Annotated in this window: 19 protein-coding genes and 1 pseudogene; 9 read left to right on the top strand and 11 right to left on the bottom strand. The window is 71.7% G+C overall.

Translation table 11 applies throughout. From position 1 onward, the window contains the following. Positions 1–70: 70 nt before the first annotated feature. Positions 71–838, bottom strand: coding sequence for a nucleotidyltransferase domain-containing protein (locus tag NE236_RS00100; protein WP_252839670.1), 768 nt, complete (start codon positions 836–838; stop codon positions 71–73). 63 nt (positions 839–901) lie between these two features. Between NE236_RS00100 and NE236_RS00095 the strand changes: the two genes are divergently transcribed. Beyond that, the gene (locus NE236_RS00095) at positions 902–1,069 is read left to right on the top strand and encodes a hypothetical protein (protein WP_252839669.1); all 168 of its coding nucleotides are present in this window, start codon (positions 902–904) and stop codon (positions 1,067–1,069) included. Between the two features lie 246 nt (positions 1,070–1,315). Here NE236_RS00095 and soxR read toward each other — a convergent pair whose 3' ends face one another. Together soxR and NE236_RS00085 are read right to left on the bottom strand one after the other, a co-directional pair. Then, entirely contained in the window at positions 1,316–1,777 is a 462-nt protein-coding gene (soxR, locus tag NE236_RS00090) for a redox-sensitive transcriptional activator SoxR (RefSeq protein ID WP_252839668.1), read from the bottom strand. Between the two features lie 75 nt (positions 1,778–1,852). Beyond that, the gene (locus tag NE236_RS00085; protein ID WP_252839667.1) at positions 1,853–2,812 is read right to left on the bottom strand and encodes a DUF6585 family protein; all 960 of its coding nucleotides are present in this window, start codon (positions 2,810–2,812) and stop codon (positions 1,853–1,855) included. Positions 2,813–2,920: 108 nt separating this feature from the next. On the opposite strand from NE236_RS00085, the gene NE236_RS00080 reads away from it, so the two are divergent. From NE236_RS00080 to NE236_RS00065, 4 genes are all read left to right on the top strand, one after another. Then, on the top strand, positions 2,921–3,520 hold the full coding sequence (locus tag NE236_RS00080; protein ID WP_252839666.1) for an NADPH-dependent FMN reductase: 600 nt from the start codon (positions 2,921–2,923) through the stop codon (positions 3,518–3,520). A 31-nt stretch (positions 3,521–3,551) separates the two neighbouring features. Next, positions 3,552–5,048, top strand: a complete 1,497-nt coding sequence (locus NE236_RS00075; protein WP_252839665.1) for a DHA2 family efflux MFS transporter permease subunit — start codon at positions 3,552–3,554, stop codon at positions 5,046–5,048. Positions 5,049–5,061: 13 nt separating this feature from the next. Beyond that, positions 5,062–5,925, top strand: coding sequence for a patatin-like phospholipase family protein (locus NE236_RS00070; RefSeq protein ID WP_252839664.1), 864 nt, complete (start codon positions 5,062–5,064; stop codon positions 5,923–5,925). Positions 5,926–6,085: 160 nt separating this feature from the next. Further along, the gene (locus NE236_RS00065; RefSeq protein WP_252839663.1) at positions 6,086–7,285 is read left to right on the top strand and encodes a cytochrome P450; all 1,200 of its coding nucleotides are present in this window, start codon (positions 6,086–6,088) and stop codon (positions 7,283–7,285) included. Between the two features lie 122 nt (positions 7,286–7,407). Here NE236_RS00065 and NE236_RS00060 read toward each other — a convergent pair whose 3' ends face one another. After that, entirely contained in the window at positions 7,408–8,085 is a 678-nt protein-coding gene (locus NE236_RS00060) for a helix-turn-helix domain-containing protein (protein WP_252839662.1), read from the bottom strand. Between NE236_RS00060 and NE236_RS00055 the strand changes: the two are divergent. After that, positions 8,081–8,338, top strand: a pseudogene (locus NE236_RS00055) (Tn3 family transposase); the annotation flags it as partial. The gene NE236_RS00060 and the pseudogene NE236_RS00055 sit on opposite strands and share 5 nt — an antisense overlap. A 32-nt stretch (positions 8,339–8,370) precedes the next feature. On the opposite strand, the gene NE236_RS00050 reads toward NE236_RS00055, so the two are convergent. Together NE236_RS00050 and NE236_RS00045 are read right to left on the bottom strand one after the other, a co-directional pair. Beyond that, on the bottom strand, positions 8,371–9,447 hold the full coding sequence (locus NE236_RS00050) for a winged helix DNA-binding domain-containing protein (protein WP_252839660.1): 1,077 nt from the start codon (positions 9,445–9,447) through the stop codon (positions 8,371–8,373). A gap of 29 nt (positions 9,448–9,476) precedes the next feature. Further along, the gene (locus tag NE236_RS00045) at positions 9,477–10,205 is read right to left on the bottom strand and encodes an alpha/beta fold hydrolase (RefSeq protein ID WP_252839659.1); all 729 of its coding nucleotides are present in this window, start codon (positions 10,203–10,205) and stop codon (positions 9,477–9,479) included. A gap of 82 nt (positions 10,206–10,287) precedes the next feature. Here NE236_RS00045 and NE236_RS00040 point away from each other — a divergent pair, with 82 nt between their 5' ends. Further along, the gene (locus NE236_RS00040; RefSeq protein ID WP_252839658.1) at positions 10,288–11,262 is read left to right on the top strand and encodes a helix-turn-helix transcriptional regulator; all 975 of its coding nucleotides are present in this window, start codon (positions 10,288–10,290) and stop codon (positions 11,260–11,262) included. A gap of 637 nt (positions 11,263–11,899) precedes the next feature. Here NE236_RS00040 and NE236_RS00035 read toward each other — a convergent pair. The 5 genes from NE236_RS00035 to NE236_RS00015 all read right to left on the bottom strand — a co-directional run bounded on the left by NE236_RS00035 (position 11,900) and on the right by NE236_RS00015 (position 17,405). Beyond that, the gene (locus NE236_RS00035) at positions 11,900–12,322 is read right to left on the bottom strand and encodes a DoxX family protein (RefSeq protein ID WP_252839657.1); all 423 of its coding nucleotides are present in this window, start codon (positions 12,320–12,322) and stop codon (positions 11,900–11,902) included. A gap of 369 nt (positions 12,323–12,691) precedes the next feature. Continuing rightward, the gene (locus tag NE236_RS00030) at positions 12,692–14,620 is read right to left on the bottom strand and encodes a hypothetical protein (RefSeq protein WP_252839656.1); all 1,929 of its coding nucleotides are present in this window, start codon (positions 14,618–14,620) and stop codon (positions 12,692–12,694) included. A gap of 92 nt (positions 14,621–14,712) precedes the next feature. Beyond that, on the bottom strand, positions 14,713–15,303 hold the full coding sequence (locus NE236_RS00025; protein ID WP_252839655.1) for a hypothetical protein: 591 nt from the start codon (positions 15,301–15,303) through the stop codon (positions 14,713–14,715). Between the two features lie 238 nt (positions 15,304–15,541). After that, positions 15,542–16,672 carry a sensor histidine kinase gene (locus NE236_RS00020; RefSeq protein WP_252839654.1) on the bottom strand — a complete coding sequence of 377 codons (1,131 nt, stop codon included), beginning with the start codon at positions 16,670–16,672 and terminating at the stop codon, positions 15,542–15,544. After that, on the bottom strand, positions 16,665–17,405 hold the full coding sequence (locus tag NE236_RS00015) for a response regulator transcription factor (RefSeq protein WP_308209028.1): 741 nt from the start codon (positions 17,403–17,405) through the stop codon (positions 16,665–16,667). Before NE236_RS00015 ends, NE236_RS00020 begins: the two co-directional genes overlap by 8 nt. A gap of 173 nt (positions 17,406–17,578) precedes the next feature. Here NE236_RS00015 and NE236_RS00010 point away from each other — a divergent pair, with 173 nt between their 5' ends. Together NE236_RS00010 and NE236_RS00005 are read left to right on the top strand one after the other, a co-directional pair. Continuing rightward, positions 17,579–18,268, top strand: a complete 690-nt coding sequence (locus tag NE236_RS00010) for an LppX_LprAFG lipoprotein (RefSeq protein WP_252839653.1) — start codon at positions 17,579–17,581, stop codon at positions 18,266–18,268. Further along, positions 18,265–18,531 (top strand): MFS transporter (locus NE236_RS00005; protein WP_252839652.1); only part of this gene is annotated, 267 nt, incomplete at its 3' end. The genes NE236_RS00010 and NE236_RS00005, both read left to right, overlap by 4 nt.

The raw sequence follows: 18,531 nt of genomic DNA, 5'->3' as shown, positions 1-18,531 counted from the left end.
GCCGGCGGATTCTTCCGTCAGCTCATCGCCGAGGGCACCGCTCACGACGTCGGGACGGCATGAACCGTTCTCAGGCGGTCGTGACCGCGGTCTCCAGTAGGGCGGATGTCTCATCGACCGTGGTGGTCAGGGCGGCGGGATCCGGAGTGAGCGCGCCGAGGAGGCGGTCGACGCCGCGCAGGCCGGCGCGGTCGAGCAGGGTCTTCTCGTTGGTCACCCACTGGCCTCGCGCGGCCAGCACCGCGTGCGCCGCCTGACAGGCGGCGGTCGCGATCGCCCCCGCGCAGCCGGCGACGTGTCCGTGCGGGGCGTGGGCGGCGCGGGCGTAGCCGAGGGTGAGCCGGGCGTCGCCCCACCACCGGTCGGCGGCTCGCCGCCGGAGCGCCTCGGGATAGCGCGGTCGTGGCAGGGTGCCGTGCAGGACCCGGTTGACGGCAAGCTCGGCCACGACGAGGTAGGTCGGGATGCCCGCGAGGTGGAACATCAGCCGCTCGATCGCGAAACGGCCCTCGCGTGCCTCGGCGAGGCGGTGCTCCACGTCGTCGAGGTCCCGGTAGTGGACGTCGACCTTCCGGTCGTCGACGGTCAACCAGGCACCGCCGTTGAACACGCCGCCGCCCCATTCGCCGATCTCGGAGACCTGCCCGGACCAGCCGAGGGCACGCAGGTCGTCGGGCGCGAACGCGTCTCGGTAGTAGATCGCGAAGTCCCAGTCGCTGTCCGGCCGGTGGGCGCCGGTGGCACGCGAGCCGCCCAGCGCGACGGCGCGTACGCCCGGCAAGCTCGCGAGCCGACTCGTGACGTGGGAGACGAAGGCGTCGTCATCGTGTGCCCGCATGGCGACGAGCGTAGGCGTGCCGGTCGGCCCGGCGCACGCGGCTTTCCCGCGCCGGGCCCAGCGGTGAAGAGAGCACCGGCGGGCGCGGTCCGCGGCCGGGCGGACGGTGGTGGTGCGGCCGGGCGGGCGGTGATGGTGCGGTCCGAGGCCGAGCGGGCGGTGGTGTGTGGTCAGCGGGTCGGCGTGGGGATGCGCGGCGGGGCGGTGGCGTCGGCGACCTCGCGGGTCTGAGCGTCGCGCCTCCGCAGGGACGCGGTTCCTCGCGTTCGTTCCCGGTGTCGGCGGGCTGCTGGCGCTGCGCCGGCTCGCGTCGGACCGATAGCGCCTCCGGTGGGTGGCGTGACGTGACCGATGAACCGGCTGCCGGACCGGCCGTACGCCGACGACGCCACCCGTGGCCGTGACCGGGGAGCCCGCCGCAGTGCGGGCCGTACGCAGGTGCCCGCCGCAGCCGGAGACCGGGTGCGGCGGGGCGGGTCACGGGGCGAGCAAACGGCGCGGGCCGGGCCCCTGCTGCCCGAGCACGTCGCCGGGGTTGACGAGCGTGCACTGCTCGAAGGACAGGCAGCCGCAGCCGATGCACTCGGTGAACCGGTCGCGCATCCGCTCCATCTTCGCGATGCGGTCGTTGACCTGCTGTCTCCAGTGTTCGGAGGCCCCGACCCAGAACTCCCGGGTCAGCTCGGTGTCCGGCGGAAGCATGTTCAGGACGTGGCCGACGCACTCCAGCGGCATGCCCACGCTCTGCGTGGCGCGGATGAAGGCGACCCGCCGCAGTGTCGTGCGGTGATAGCGCCGCTGGTTGCCGCTGGTGCGGCGGCTGTGGATGAGGCCCTGCCGCTCGTAGAAGCGCAGCGCCGAGGCGGACACGCCGCTGCGCTCCGACAGCTCGCCGATGGTGAGTTCCTTGGCGATCCTCGGGCGTTCCTGTTCCGGCATGCCGATCACCCTAGCTTGACTTAAACCTTTGTTTAAGTCCGAGTAGGCGGCCGGGGTCCGTGACGGGGCGCGGCATTAGTACGGACCGGCGGCGGACAGACGCAGCCGCTCGGCCAGAGCGTAGAAGACGAAGAAGTTGGGGATCGATCGCACCATGGTGGTGGTCAGCGACAGCCACCTGCCTTGGACTCGCAGGGAAACAAGACCGTCCTTGACCCTGATCTCCTGGATCTGCGACCACGGGACGGACTTCCCCGAAGCCCCCACCGTCTCCCGGTTGATGGAGATGTCGCCGAACGTCAGTGTCCCTCCGGCCTGGATCGTGGCGGCCGCGCCGGGGAGCTGAGCGTCCGTCACGGCCTGCTGGATGGCCTGGCCCCATTCGGCGGGTCTCTCGAATCCGCCGGCGAGCCCGAGAGTGTCGCCGGCGGGGCCGATCAGCCGGTAGGAGTACGTGGTGCCGGTATAAGCGCCGTTGCGATAGTGCCGAACCGTGTTCTGAAAGACTGTAGTGGAATCCCACCGCCGGACCGTGATCCGCCCGCCGACGCCGACGCAGACCAGCCCGTGCTCGAAGAAGTGAAGTTGCTGGCCCTCTTTCTGCCGGTTCAGTAGTGCCAGCCGCACGATCCTGTAGCCGAGGACCACCGCGAAGATCGCCCCCAAGACCACGAGGACGATGACACCGGTGGCCAGGCCGATCAACGCCAGCACTGCCGCCACCGCCGCCACCACGCCGCCCACCCGCAACCCGGTCGTGGACACCAGTACCGCCGGATAGGTCGCCCGGTGACCACCGAGGCGCTCCCCCCGGACGGCCTCGCCGATCCTCGCGGAGACGTCTTGCGCGTCCATCGGCGCTCCCACCATTTCGCCCATCAAAGCCCGCACGGTCAGAACTGACCACAATATTGTCTGCGCGTTTGATAACGGCGTACTTCGGGGTGAATGGCAGACGCCGCTGCGTTCCGACACCTCGCCGATCGTGAGTTCCTTGGTGATCTTCGGACGCTTGGGCTCCGTACGTTCCGGCATGCCGGACAGCGCAACTTGACTTAAACCTCTGTTTAAGTCCGATGGTTGTCCCTGCGGCCGCTCCGTCGGCGGCCGTGACATCACCGTCGGACGAACAGAGGTTTCGCCATGTCAGAGATCGCCGAGCGGTTCAGAGTCGCCGTCATCGTCGGGAGCGTCCGCGAGGGACGGTTCGGCACGACCGTCGCCGACTGGTTCGCCGGCCAGACCCGGCAGCGCGCGGACGTCGACGTCGACGTCATCGACCTCGCCGAGGTCGGGCTGCCGCTGACGTTCCCGGCGTTCGGGTCGGCGCCGGCGCCCGAGACGGCACGAGCACTGGAGAAGGTGACGCCCCGCCTCGCCGCGGCCGACGCGTTCGTCGTCGTGACACCGGAGTACAACCACAGCTTCCCCGCCTCGCTCAAGAACGTCATCGACTGGCACAACGCCGAATGGCACGCCAAGCCCGTCGGCTTCGTGTCGTACGGCGGGCTGTCCGGCGGCCTTCGGGCGGTCGAGCACCTGCGCCCGGTCTTCGCCGAGCTGCACGCGGTCACCGTCCGCGAGACGGTGAGCTTCCACGGCGCCTGGGAGCGATTCGACGCGGAGGGACGGCCCGTCGATCCGGCCGGGTGCAACGCGGCCGCCAAGACCCTGCTCGACCAGCTCCTGTGGTGGGCCCACGCGCTGCGCGAGGCGCGCGCCGCCCGCCCGTACGCCGCCTGACGCCGCGCCCCATGAGGAACAGGACTTCATAATGGCGACCGCACCCGCACCGCACCCGCGCACCCGCCCCGGAACCCGGCCACCGCACGGCGGCCCCCGCCCCATGGCGATCGCCGTGGTCATCGTGCTGGGATCGATCATGACGGTCATCGACATGACGATCGTCAACGTCGCCCTCGGCCGGCTCTCCCAGGACTTCCACGCTCCGGTCGCGACCATCCAGTGGGTGGCCACCGGATACACCCTCGCCCTGGCCACGGTGATCCCCGCCACCGCCTGGACGGTCGGCAGGTTCGGCGCCAAACGCGCGTACTTGGCATCGATCGCGCTCTTCACCCTCGGTTCGGCGTTGGCGGGGCTCGCCTGGGATACCGGCTCGCTCATCGGCTTCCGTGCGCTGCAGGGCCTCGGCGGCGGGATGATCACGCCACTGGCAATGACGATCATCATCCGGGCCGCCGACCCCGCGCGCATGGGCCGGATGATGAGCGTGATGGGCATCCCGGTGCTCATCGGGCCGCTGGCCGGACCGATCCTCGGCGGCTGGCTGGTCGACAGCGCGTCCTGGCGCTGGATCTTCTTCATCAACATCCCGATCGGGGCGCTGGTGCTCCTGCTGGCCGGCCGGATCTTCCCGGCCGACACCCCTCAGCCCGGGCACCGCCTCGACGTCCCCGGCCTGCTCATGCTCTCCCCCGGGCTGGCCGCCACGATTTACGGGCTGGCCACCGGAGGCCGGCACGGCGACTTCGGCTCCGCCCAGGTCCTCGTTCCCACCGTGGTCGGCGCGGCGCTGGTCGCCGGCTTCGTGGTCCGCGGCCTGACGGCCCGGCACCCGCTGATCGACCTGCGGCTGTTCAGCCGGCGGTCGTTCGCGACGGCCGCCGGAACACTGGTGTTCTTCACCTGCGCGTACTTCGGGTCGATGCTGCTGCTGCCGCTGTACTACCAGGTGGTGCGCGGGCAGAGCGCGACCGCCTCCGGGCTGCTCGGCATCCCGCAGGTCCTGGCCACCGGCATCACCATGCAGATCACCGGCCGGTTGAGCGACCGGGTCTCCCCCGGACGGCTGGTGCCCGTAGGAATCGCGCTGGCGAGCAGCGGGTTCCTCGTCTTCACCACCCAGGTCCACGCCGACACGCCGTACTGGCACCTCATCGCCCCGCTCGTCGTGACCGGTGTCGGGGTGGGGATGACGATCATGCCGGCGATGACGGCGGCGACCCGTAACGTCCCGAGCGAGCAGGTCCCCGGCGCCAGCACGGCGCTGAACATCACCCAGCAGGTCTCCGCCGCGCTCGGGACCGCCCTCATCTCGGTCCTCCTCGCCGCCGCGATGCGCGACCGGCTGCCGGACGCCGCCGACCGGGGCACCGGGGCTGTCCGCGCTCTCGCGACACCGGCGAGACACGCCATCGCCCCCCGTCTGGCCGACGCCTTCCAGCACACCTACGTCTGGGCCGTGGTCCTGATGGTGCTGGCCCTGCTACCGGCCTTCTTCCTGCCGCGTCACCACTCGAAGCCCTGAAAGGATGATGATCATGACGAAGACGAAGGCACTGGTCCTCGGCCCTGGAGGCGTCGTCGGCACGGCCTGGACGGCCGGCCTGTCCGTCGGCCTGCGGCGTGCGGGCGTGGACCTGACCGAGGCCGACCTGATCGTCGGCACCTCGGCCGGCGCGATCGTCGGCGCGATGCTCGCGACCGGACGGGACCTGGAACGGCTCGGTTCCCTCCCGAGCCCGGCCGATTCGCAGGCCTCCGCCCCGGCAGTGGACCCCGCACGGCTCAACGAGGTGTTCGCGGTGCTCGGTGATCGAAGCCTGGACCCCGCGGACGCCCGGCGGCGGGTCGGCCGGATCGCCCTCGCCTCCGAGGTCGGCGACGAGGAGGCACACCGGTCCCGGATGGCCGCGCTCACCGGCGTTGGTGACTGGCCGGAGCGGGAGCTGCTGATCACGACGGTGGACGTGGAGACCGGTGAGCGCCGGGTCTGGGCCCGCGCCGACGGCGCCCCGCTGGTGGCCGCCGTGGCGGCGAGCTGCGCCATGCCGGGCGTCTACCCGCCGATCACCGTCAACGGCCGGCGTTACATGGACGGCGCGCTCGCCGGTGGGAGCAACACCGACCTCGCCGACGGCGCAGGCGTCCTGGTCCTCGTCGAGCCGCTGGCGCACCTGTTCCCGGCGGATGTCGCGGCCGAGGTCTCCCGTGACGTCCTGCGGATCGTCCCCGACCGCGCGACGATCGAGGTATTCGGTCCCGACCTGCACGACCGTGCGGCCTGGCAGGCGTCGTACGAGGCTGGAACCCGCCAGGCCGCCGACGCCGCCGAGCGGATCCGGGACGCCTGGCAGGGTGGCGCCGGAGCCGATGCGCCCCGTGGTCCGGTCCGGTCTATGTAAAGCACACATATCGACATAAGCTGGGAAATGGTCGCTCGGCCTGCCGTCCGGGCCCACATGGCTGCGGGCGGCCGGCGCTGGGGACACCGGCCGTACCACCGACCGGCGCACCTCCGGTGCCGCATCCGCGGGCCGGGCTTCGAGCGCAGGAGGTGCCCGCATGTCCGTGACAACGCCGCCATCGCTGCCGACCCGCCGTGAACGCCCGTTCGACCCGCCCGACGAGTACCGCCTGCTACGGGAGGAGGATCCCGTCAGCCGGCTCGCCTTCCCGGACGGGAAGGTCGGCTGGCTGCTGACCCGGCACGAGGACGTCCGGGCGCTGCTCTCGGACCAGCGGTTCAGCTCGAACCGGCTGCGGGCCTCGTCGCCCGTCCGGTCGTTCCCCGTCCGCCCCGGCGAGCCCGTCTTCCGCGCCGGGTCCTTCATCGGCATGGACGCTCCCGAGCACACCCGCTATCGCCGGATCCTCACCCACTGGTTCACGACACGGCGGATGCGCGAGCTGACCCCGCGGATCGAGCGGATCGTCGCCGAGCACCTCGACGCGATGGAGCGCACCGGGCCGCCGGTCGACCTCGTCCCGGCGTTCGCGCTGCCGATCCCCTCTCTCGTCATCTGTGAGCTGCTCGGCGTCCCGTACGAGGATCGCGCCGCCTTCCAGGACTGGACCGCCACGCTGCTGCGGATCGGCGGGGACGAGGAGTCGGTGTTCGCGGCCCGGGACGCGCTCTGGGCCTACATCCGCGGCCTCGTCGAGCGCAAGCGCCAGGAGCCCGACGACGCGCTGCTCGGCAGTCTCGTCCACGACCCGGACAGCTCTTTCACCACCGACGAGCTGACCGGCGTCGGGCTGCTGCTGCTCGTGGCCGGGCACGAGACGACGGCCAACATGCTGGCCCTGGGGACGCTCACCCTGCTGACGCGGCCGGACCAGCTGCGGGCGCTGCGCGAGCGGCCGGAACTGATCGACGGCGCGGTGGAGGAACTGCTGCGCTATCTCAGCATCGTGCAGTTCGGGATCGTGCGCGTCGCCCGGGAGGACGTGGTGATCGGCGGGCGGCTGATCAACGCGGGCGAGACAGTGGTGGCGTCGCTCGCCGCCGCGAACCGGGATCCGGAACACTATCCCGACCCCGACCGGCTCGACATCACCCGGCCGCCGGCGCAGCACGTCGCGTTCGGACACGGCTTCCACCAGTGTCTGGGCCAGCAACTGGCCCGCGCGGAGATGAAGGTCGCCTACCCGGCCCTCTTCGCGCGCTTCCCCGAACTGCGCCTGGCCGTGCCGCCCGAGGAGGTCCCGTTGCGGCACGACATGGTCATCTACGGAGTGCACCGCCTGCCGCTCACCTGGTGATCGCCGGGCGCGTGCTCGGGTGCCACCCACCCGAGCACGCCCCGCGCTCAGGTGTTCAGTCTGGCGAGCCCGTCGATGGTTCGTCGAGCGCCACCGGGGCACGCAACCGACCGACGACGCCGTCATCGTCTGCCTCGACTGGACGGGGCGCTGACGAGGCGGCCGGCCGCCGGGACCGTACCCTCGTCCGACCCGAACCGGCGACGGTAGGCCGACGGGCTCAGGCCCGTGTGCCGGCGCAGCTGGATCCGCAGGTTCGCCCCGGTCCCCAGCCCGGTGGCGCGGGCGACGGCCTCCAGCCGTGGTTCGCCGCGTTCGATCAGCCGGCAGGCCAGCGCCACCCGCTCGGCGGTGAGCCACGCCAACGGCGTGGTGCCGAGCTCGCGTTGGAAGCGCCGGTGCAGGGTGGCGGGGCTGACCGCCGCCCGCGTCGCGAGGTCCGCCACCGTGAGCGGCCGGTCCAGGTTCTCTCGCGCCCAGGCCAGTACCGGCGCCAGGGACGCGTCCGGCACGTGCGGGACGGGCTGCTCGATGAACTGCCGCTGGCCGCCGTCGCGATGCGCCGCGAACACCAGGCGGCGGCTCACCGCGTTGGCGATCTCGGCTCCGTTGTCACGGCGGACCAGGTACAGGCCGAGGTCCAGGGCCGCCGCGCTCCCGGCGGCGGTGAGAACGTCACCGTCGTCGACGAAGAGGACGTCCGGGATGAGCCGGACGTCCGGGTGACGGGCGGTGAACAGGTCGGCCCACTGCCAGTGCGTCGTGGCGCGGCGGCCGTCGAGCGCTCCGGCCGCCACCATGCTCGCCCTGCACCTGCTCCAGTCCGCGCTCGTGCATGTCAACACCCTGCTCCTCCAGCAGGTTCTCGCCGAGCCAGCCTGGGCGGAGAAGTTGTCGGAGGAGGACCGGCGGGGGCTGACGGCACTGTTCTGGTCGAACATCAACCCCTACGGAACTTTCCGACTCGACATGGACAAGCGGCTCGACCTCACACGGCCCGTGACCGTGCCTCGTGCCCGGTCCTCGGCACGAGCGCGCATGAGTCTGGCGTAGGCCCCGTTCCTTTGGATTGGGCTGCGGTTCGGTTATGCGGTGGGCTTCAGGAAGCGAACGACGGACGCCTTCTCCATGTCGATTCCCAGCTCGATCTGAGGCGGGACAGACCCGAACGCATCCACCTGGATGCAGCGCGCGCCGGAACCACGGGTCCAGGTGGCGATGGCCAGCCCGTCGGCAATGACGGTGGGCCGGATGATGCCGCCTCCCGGCCACACTCCGGCCTGGTGGAGAGCGGGGACGGATACGTCGCGGGTGCGGTAGCCGACCAGGTAGTTGTCGTAGGCGGGCAGCATGCGAACGTCTGGGGTGTCAGACGGGCCCGTGGGTTCCTCCACACGCCCGGCGCGCATGGTCAACGCGCCGTACTCGGTAATCACGCCGGATTCCGCCAGCATTTTCCATGCCCTGCGGGCCCAGGTGACCGGCAGCCCGGACCAGACGGCGAAATCTTCCAAGGCGGCGGGGGCGTGCGCGGCCAAGTAGCGGCGGGCCAGCTCGGCAAGAGCAGCGTCTCCTTCCCACTGGGCGCCCCTGGTGATGGGCAGCCAGTCGTCGAGCAGCACATACGTGGCCTCACCGGCACGTTGCGGGCCGTGACAGAGGATGCCGGTGAGCGCGGCGTGGCGGATCAGGTGGAAAGGCGCCTGCCCGTCCGGCGGGATACCGAGGGTGGAGAGGTGCTCGGTCAGCTCGGCCCGGGTAAGTGGGCCGTGCGTGGTGAGGACGCGCCGAAGGAGATGGTCGGCGCGCTGGCGCAGATCGTCGTTCAGGCCCAGCTGCTGGTAGCGGCGGCTGGTTGCGGCGAGGATTCTGGGGGCGAGCAGCCGCAGGACCCAGCGGGCGTCGTCGCTGGGGATGGTATGCAGGGTGCCGCGCATGTACCAGCCGCGGACAATGCTCTGCTCTTCCTCGTACGCTGCGCGGACGGCTCGGGGAGTGATGTCCCGCCCGCGTACCCGAATGCCCAGGTCGGCGGCCGCGGCGTCCTGGGCCTGGATGGCGAAGACCCGTCGGACGACGGCCTCGGCCGAGGCCTCCCGTGTACCGCCGGCCAGGGCCTGCGCACGGGCCCGCAGCCGGCGGACGCTCTCACAGTCAAGCATCGGGCTGTGTATCTCGTGGTCCGGCGCGGTCAGGAGACGGCCGTGTCGAGGATGTCGGCAAGTTCAGTGGGCGCCGACAGCATCGGCCAGTGTCCCGTGGGCAGGTCGAAGCGTCGCCACGGCGGCTGGTTCAGGAAGGCCAGCATCGGCATTCCGGCATCCAGCAGGCCCGTGAAGTCATGGCAAGCGATCAGGACACGGTCCACATCGGCACCAGGCTCGGCCGGGCCGGCTAGGTGCCGGGTGTAGGTGCCGAACGGCTGAGGGGTGGCACGTGCGCGCAGAACGTCCAGCTGGTCCTCGTTGAGCCCGTCAAGGCTGCTGGACAAGCCCAGGATCGCCTCAAAGGACAGCCGCCACCCATCACCGGAAGCGGCGACCTGCTGGCGCAGCTGGTCTGCTGCCTGCGGTGGCATGAGGTCCAGCATGCACATGCCCGCGGCGAACGGAGCGCTGTCCACGTAGACCACGCGCTCCAGCCGGTTACCGAGACGTCCGGCTGCGCCGGTCACCGGGGCAGCCGCATAGCTGTGGGCGACCAGCGTGACGTCGCGTAGATCGTTGCGCTCAACGAATCCGGTGATATCCGCGATGTGCGTATCCAGGTCCGTCTGCGGTCCGCCCTGGTCGGCGTGCTCGGCCAGGCCCGTCAGCGTCAGTGACAGCGCAGTGTGGCCCTGCTTCCGCAGAGCGCGGACGGTGTCTTCCCAGGCCCACGCCCCGAGGCAGGCACCGGGAACGAGTACGAAGGTGGCCATGTGATCTCCCAGAAGTGAGGTGTGCTGCGGGGAGCGTAAAGTAAATACAGGACAGATCCCGCCCTGAAATGTCGAGTGATCCATGACACATCCCCTCACCCGTGTGCTGACCCTGCTGGAACTCCTCCAGTCGAATGCCCAGCTCACCGGGGCGGAGCTGGCAGGCCGCCTGGACACCGACGTCCGCACGGTGCGCCGGTACGCCGCCCATCTGCGGGAACTGGGCATCCCTGTGGAGGCGGAACGCGGCCGCTACGGCGGCTACCGCCTGGCCCGCGGTTACCGGATGCCACCACTGGTCCTCACCAACGACGAGGCTCTCGCCGTCGTCCTTGGCCTGCTCGCAGCAGAACGTCTGGGCATGGGCACGGCCGCGCCGGCCAGTGCCGGTGCCCTGGTCAAGATCGAGCGGATGCTCCCGCACGCCCTGCGCGAACCGCTCGCCGCGATGCGAGAGACCCTCTCGTTCACCGCCAACGCCGTGATCGGGCAGGCACCCGAACCCGGCGTCCTGCTGGCCCTGGCCCAGGCCTCCCGCGCCCGCACGACCGTCGGCATTAGCCACCAGTCCTGGCGCCAGGAACACACCGAACGCGACATCGACCCCTACGGCGTGATCTTCCACACCGGGCGCTGGTACGTCGTCGGCCACGACCACCTCCGCGACAGCCTGCGGACCTTCCGCATCGACCGCATCACTTCCGTCACCCCCCGGACCGGCCGCTTCACCGCCCCCGACGGCTTCGACCCCGTCGCCCACCTGACCTCGAACCTGGCCCAGGGGTCCTACCGCTGGCAGGTCGAGGTGACGATCCACGGCCCCCTCGATGCGATCGCCCGTCGGCTGCCTCGCTCAGCTGTGACCCTCACCGCCGAGCCCACCGGTGTCCTCGTGCACGCACGGGCAGAACGCCTGGACGGCATGGCACACATGCTCGCCTCCCTGGAATGGCCCTTCACCATCCACCACCCCGACGAACTACGAGGGGCCCTTAAGAACCTCGCCGACCGGCTCACCGCGGCCGCCCAACAGGGCTCGGAAGAACTACCGCAGTAAATATCGGATTTACTGCGACGGAGCCTCTACGGTGATCTTCACGACCTGCGGCAGGGCGTCCCGGCCGCCAGGGCGAGGTGTACGCATCTACTGCGGCGGCACTGGGAGGCGGGACGAGCGTGACGATCGAACGAATGACCGAACCTGGGGCCGGGGGCGCGCTACGTGTGCCGCGCGCCCGGGTGGTGCCCCTGTCTGCCCCTCCGGCCACGTACACCGCAGCGGTCGAGCGGTACCTCACCGGTGCCGGGATCGCGAAGTCCTCCGCACGGATCTACCGGATTTCGCTGACGACGTGGGGATGGATGTTCGCCGGCGAAACCGCGCCAACCGGATCGGCCCGGCGGGGCGCAAAGCCGCCCGTCTTCCCCATCGCCGCAATCGACGACCCGGTCCTGCCGGAGATGCGGGCCGAGCCCGCCGGACCGCACCAAGGCCCTCTCCGAGAGCCAGATCGGCGCCCTGTGTCGGCTGGACGTCTCCCTGCGGGAGAAGACGTTCTGGAAGATGCTCTACGAGTCCGCCGCTCGGGCGGACGTTCGAACCGGCGTCCACGCTCTCGGTCGGCGATCGGCACGACCCGCTGCCCGACCACGTGGACGTCACGACCGGCCACCGGCTCGGCCGGTGAGGGCGGTCACCCGGAGACGCGACGGCGCACGGCCGGTGCGGCGAGCCGTTCCAGGGCCCAGGGCCCGGGGCCGTAGACCGCGAGCAGGAGGAACGCCCAGCAGAAGAGCACGGCGAGCTCTCCGACGTTCTGGATCGGGAAGAGCGCCCGTGACTGGTGGACGGTGAAGTAGGCGTAGGCCATCGTCCCCGAGCAGATCAGGGCGGCGACGCGGGTGCCGAGACCCACCAGCACGAGGACTCCCCCGACGAGCTCGATGAGGGCCGCCCACCACCCGGGCCAGCTGCCGGCCGGCAACGCGCCGCCTCGGCCGGGCGCCCCGCCGAGCACCCCGAACAGCGACGCGGCGCCATGACACGCGAACAGGAAGGCAACGATCATTCGGAAGAGCGACAGGACGTACGGCCCGGCACGGTCCACCGCATTCACGAGAATCCCCCGATCCTCAATCGCGACGACGCGTCCGCGGAAGTGCGAGGGCCCACTTCACGGACGGCTCTCGCCGCCTCCGGACACCACCATAAGGGGACCCTCTGCGTCCGTCGCCGGCCGAATCGCGGAACTCCCCGTGCGGTGACTACAGCCAGCCGTTGAGGATCCCGGCGACGCCGATGAGGAGGAGCCCGCAGACGCCCTGTTCGATCTTCATACACAGGGGGAACGCGCCGGGCAGAGAGGTGCTCACGTGTCGGGCCCCTGCATGCCGTCGTCCCGGCCGGGGCGGGCCGGCCGGGACGACGGACGATTACTGCTCAGGCGTCTTGTCGGCGCCCGGGCGGTGGACCGGTGGGCGGCCGGTCAGTTCTGCGGTCCGGGCCCGTGATGGCGTCCGCCTCCCTTCCCGCCCTTGCCTCCGCCGTTGCCGTTGCCGCCGTTGCCGCCCTGGTTGCCGTTGCCGGCGAAGGTGACGGCGGTGACGACGTCGCCGTTCATCGTGAGCTTCGCGACGGGGTTGGTCAGGCCGAAGTTCTGGCAGTTGAGGTTGCCGAACGACTGCTGGAGCCGCATCCCCAGGAAGGTGAACAGGCTGTTGGCCGCCGCCGGCATCGGGCTGGCCTGCCCCGCCAGCAGTTGCATGTTCTTCTGCAGCCGGGCGGCCTGGACGGTGTCCATGGTGCGGCAGTAGACCGCCGGCGTCTGCCCGGCGGGCAGGGCGGCCTGGTCGACCCCGGCGCGGTAGAGGTTCGTCTTCGCCGTGCTCATCTGGTCGTTCACCATGGTCATCGGGTTGTTCAGGGGCACGAGCGCGCTCGGTGCCTTCTGGTGGGCGGCGGCCTGGAGCTCGTCCAGCGCCAGCGACGTCGCCACGGTGCCGGGGTTGGCGAGGTCGGGAGCCGTCCACGGTGTGCAGCCGAGGGCCGGGTCGACGAAGACGTCGAGCAGCGCGTTGTCACTCGGGTTGGCGAGCGTCTGGGCGCCTGCGAGCCGGCCCTTGTTCGCCGCCGTATTCTGCGCGGTCCTTCCGTTCCCGGTCGCCAGGTACGTCGTCGTGACGTTGTCGCTCTGGTCCTGGTCGATGAGCGCGAAGTCCCGCGTCGACATGCAGGGCATGCCGTCCTTCGCCGTTCCCAGCGCCGGCACGGTCAGTCTTCCGGCCCTGATCGCGGCGTTGGCGGCGGTGAAGAACGCCGAGGCGTTGCAGTAGGCGAACTGCCCGAAGACCGAGCCGTTCAGGCCGCCCACGCACCTTCCCTGCTGCAGTGCGCCTCCGGCGCCGCGCAGGGTGAGGTTGTCGCCGTTGTAGCCGAACCAGATGCCGACGACGGCGCCCGCCGGAAGGGCCGGCGTCACCGGTGCGGCGGCGGGTTGCGTCCCCTGGTCGATCACGAGCGGGTCGTAGACCGACAACTTGCCGGTCGCCCGATCGATGATCGTCGCCTGCACGAACGCCGACTGGTTGACGTTCGCCTCGTTGCAGGGGCCCATCGCCGCGTCGGTGGCGGTCAGCCGGTACGGCGTGGCCAGGCCGCGGGCGCTCAGCGGGTTGGCAGGAACGATCAGCGTGCAGTTCGCGTTGGGGTCGGCCGCCGCGGCGCCGCCCGTCGGGGTCGGGCACGAGCTCGGCGTGGCGCTCCCCCGATTACGGGTGGCCGGAGCGGCACTGCCGGAGCCCGCGCTCGTGCTCGGAGCGGGCATGGCCGTACCCGCCGAGCCGCTCGCGCTCGGCATCGCTCCGGTGTCCGGCATGGCGGTTCCGGTGGACGGGGCGGCCCCCGCGTCCGGCATGGCGGTCCCCGCCGACGGTGCGGCACTCGCGTCCGGCATGGCGCTGCCGGTGGACGGCGCCGCCGCCGGGGCGGCCGCGAGGGGCCTGGCTCCCCGGCCGGCCGGGGAGGGAGCGGCGGTCCCCGGGTCCGCGCTCGCCGCACCGCTGGGCGGTGCGCCGCCGGGGTCCGCCGTACCGGTCCCGGTGGAGGGGGCCGCCGACGCCCCGCCGGAGGGGGAGTCGGTCGGGGAGGCGGCCGGCGTGGCACCGACCTTCACCTCCTCGGCGCCCTTCTGCGGGATCCGGCGCCGGCCGGCGCCGGTCCGGGGTGTTCGGGCGGTCGGTGTGGCGCTCGCGCTCGCGCAGTTGGGTGCGCCGCCGAACGCGGTGAGCCCCACCTTCGTGGTGAGGGCCACGACCGCGCCGACGGCGAGGACCAGTGCCACCGCGAGCGGGATGAACAACCGGAACCGCCGCGGGTGGTTCGGGTCCTGCCAGTTCGACCTTTCCATGAACGACATTCGGTGTCCTCTCGAGTGACCGGTGGAGGGGGCGCGCGGCGTTTCCGCGGGAGTCGCTGGGTGACCTGGCTCAGGTCACGCGGTGCGGCGCGTCACCATTTCGTGGAGACCCGGTTCTGCAGACCGCCGACGACGGGAGACTGCGAACCGCTCGGAGTCGGTGTCGGGGCCGTGGTAGGCGGCGCGGTCGGGGTGACGGCCACGACCCTCTTGAGGAAGCGCCACCCGACCACGCCGATCCGGCCGTTGTCGGCGACGACCACGACGGCTCGCGGCGGCACGATGAGGGTCACGGCGCGGTGCCCCGCCACGGCGACCACCGTGGTCGGGCGGCGGACGGGGACGGTGGCGCCCCACACCCGCCGGTCGGTCGAGCGCAGCGTGCCCACGGCGCGCCACCGGCGACCGATCTTGCGCAGGACCGCGACGGAGTGTCCCGCCCGCACGTTCGTGACGGCGTAGCGTGAGGTCAGCGCCACGCGCGCGGGTCTCGACCGGTGCGGGGCGGTATCCGAGGGCCGGACGGCAACCTGACCGGCGTCGCCGGCCGCGGTGAAGTGACGGCTCTGGCCGACGTTCCGGGCCACCGTGGTGGACGGGCCGGATCCGATCGCGGCGATCGCCACGCCGGCGGTGGTGAGCCCCGCCAGGGTGACGCCGCTGAGCTTCGTCGATGTCTTCACGGGGTCGCTCCTTCGTCCGTCGTACGCGGCCCCGCTGTGGGGCCGCCCGATGGACCGCCGTGCGCGTCGCCCCCCGTGAACTTCGCGATCGCGCACCGGTGGTGCCGCTGAGGAATGTAGGGAGCGGCCGTGGCCCGCAGGGCTCATCGGGGGCCGTGTTCGAATCTCGTAATATTTCGCCGCGGTGTGGACCACGGCGTCGCCTCCGGCTGTGACGTGCGGAAACGAGGGCCAGTCGTCACGCGCCGTACGCGGCCGTGGACAGGGGGAGCCGGACCTCGAACCGGCAGCCGTGGTCGGTGTTGCGTACCTCGACCGCGCCGGAGTGCGCCTCGACGATACCGCGTACGATCGCCAGGCCCAGGCCCGCCCCGGTGGCGGGTTCGGGCGTGCGCGCCGCCGTGCCGCGCCACGCGACGTCGAAGACACGACCCAGGTCGTCGGGCGGGATGCCGCCGCACGCGTCGGACACCGCGAGTACGGCGTGCTGGTCGCGTCGGCCCGCCTCGACGAGCACGGAACCGGCGGACGGCGTGTGCCGGATCGCGTTGACCACCAGGTTGGTCAGGACCCGGGAGAGCTCTCGGACGTCGGCCCGTACGACGACCGGGTCGCTGATCTCGGCACCGAGCAGGACGCCCTGCGCGCGGGCCAGCGGGTTGGTGCCGGCCACCGCCTGATCGACCAGGTCGGCGAGGGTTACCCATTCCGGGGAGAGGGCCAGCGCCCCCGCGTGGATGCGCGACAGCATGAACAGGTCGTCGACCATGCCGGACAGGCGGTCGACCGCGAGGCGCATCTGCGTGTGATAGCGGGCGGGCTGGGGGGCCACGCCGTCCTCCAGCGCCTCCACCATCGCCCGGAGCCCGGCGAGCGGCGTCCGCAGATCGTGGGAGACCCACGCGACGAGCTCCCGGCGGGAGCGTTCGAGGCTACGCTCGCGCTCGCGGGACCGGGCGAGCCGCGCACTGGTGAGGCTGAGCTCCCTGCTGAGCTCGCCCATCTCCGCCGTCGACAGCATCGTTCCGCCGCCCGGTGCGGCCCCGTGCCCCAGGGCCCGTACGGCGCGGCGCAGCGTGCGGCTGTCGGCGACCATGGCGCGCGACAGCAGCAGGGCCATGGCCGAGGCGACCACCCCGGAGGCGGCACAGACGGTGAGGACGACGCCGAAGTCCTCCGGGGAGATGAACATCTCCTCGGCGGCGACCACCGTGCCGGCCACCATCGCCAGCACGCTGGCGACCGCCAGGACGAAGAGCGCGAGCCGCAGGGACCGGCCGCGCAGCGCTCGCATGATGGCCAGACCGACGATCCCGACCGCGGCGGCGGAGCCCCCGCCGATGACGACGACGCAGACGTCGTCACTCATCGGACGTCCCCGTCCCGGCGGCACCCGGTCCCGGGTCGAAGCGGTAACCGACCCCCCAGACCGTGACGATGAGCCGGGGCTGGTGGGGGTCGTCCTCGATCTTCTCGCGGAGCCGCCGGACGTGCACCGTGACGGTCGACTCGTCGCCGAACTCCCAGCCCCAGCCGTGCTGGAGCAGCTCGGTCCGGGTGAAGACCTGCCCGGGGTGGTCGGCGAAGAAGCCCAGCAGGTCGAACTCCCGGCCCGTCAGCGTCAGCGGCTCCCCGGCCTTGACGGCGCGGCGTCCGGCGGCGTCGAGGGTGAGGTCCCCGATGGTCCGGCTCTCGGGGGCCGGCGGCGCCTCGGGCGCCTCCGCCGGGGCGGGATACGCGCGGCGCAGCACCGACCGGGCCCGAAGCACGAGCTCTCGGGGGCTGAACGGCTTGGTCACGTAGTCGTCCGCCCCGAGCTCCAGCCCGCGTACCCGGTCGCCCTCCGTGCCGCGCGCGGTGAGCATGATGACCGGGACCGGCCCGAGTTCGCGGATCCGCCGGTACACCTCGAAACCGTCCAGACCAGGCAGCATCAGGTCGAGCACCACGAGGTCCGGGAGGTGCGCCTCGGCCGACGCCACCGCCGACGGACCGTCGGCCGCGCGGCGGACCCGCAGGCCGGCGCGGGTCAGGTATGCGGTGACCACTTCGGCCACCATCGGGTCGTCGTCGACGACCAGCACCTCGGCGTGGTTCTCCACGGTCGGGAGTGTAAGGACGAACCACCCGAGAGGCGGGCGTTTCGCCCGACTCGGTCATGGACCGCCGTCATCACCGCCTGCGGCACGGAGGCGTCGCCGTACGGGACATCGTCCGCGCCGGGAAGCGACCAGGCGCCTACTCCCCCACCCCCGGGATCGCTATGTTTTCCCTTATGTCATCATTCCGGGCGCAGCTCGCCTGCCTCGTCGCGCTCACGTTCGCCCTGGCCACCGGCTGCGGCGGAGGCGGATCGGAGAAGTACCCGCCCGGCGGGACGCTGCTCCAGCAGGCGGCCACCGCGACACGGGCCGTGACCAGCCTCGCCTTCTCGCTCCGCACCTCCGGTGATCCGCAGGTCAAGGCCAAGAGCGCGGACGCGAAGCTGCTGCGGGGCGGCAACGCCCAGGGCTCGGTCCAGATCACCGAGCTCGGCCTGCCGATCCAGCTGGACTTCGTCGTCCTCGGCAAGACGGTGCACCTGAAGGGGCTGACCGGGGGGTGGCAGCAGCAGCCGCTGTCCCGGGTGGCGGGGATCTACGACCCCTCCGCCGTCCTGGATCCGGACCGAGGGCTCGTGCAGCTGCTGACGACGGCGAAGAACCCGAGCACGAAGGGCCGGCAGAAGGTCGCCGGGCAGGACTGCTACCGGGTCGACGCGACGCTCGCCCAGGCGCCGTTGTCCCGGCTCGTCCCGGGCGTCTCGGCCGATACGCCCGCGGAGCTGTGGATCGCCAAGGCGGACCACCGCGTGCTGAAGGCCGACGTGAAGGTGCCGTCGAAGAACGGCGGCAAGCCCGGCACGGCGACGGTCACCTTCGCGGACTTCAACAAACCGTTCTCGATCACCGCGCCGGCGCAGTGACCTCCACGGAACCCCGGCCGGGCGGCTCCCGGCGGATCGCCCTCGGCGCCGGCGGGCTGGTCGTCCTGCTCGCCGCCGTCGACGCGTACGTCGTCGTCACCGTCCTGGTGACGATGGTCGGCGACCTCGGCGTACCGGTCAACCACATCGAGCACGCCAGCCTGGTCGTCACGGCCTTCCTCCTCGGCTACGTCGCCGGGATGCCGCTGCTGGGAATGCTCTCGGACCGGTTCGGCCGCCAGGCAGGCCTGCACCATGACCTG

Origin of the sequence: Actinoallomurus purpureus (genome assembly GCF_024055795.1) — a bacterium.
Taxonomy (GTDB): Bacteria; Actinomycetota; Actinomycetes; order Streptosporangiales; family Streptosporangiaceae; genus Actinoallomurus; species Actinoallomurus purpureus.
Note: the sequence above shows the minus strand (reverse complement) of the source record. Positions and strands in the feature narration are given on the sequence as shown.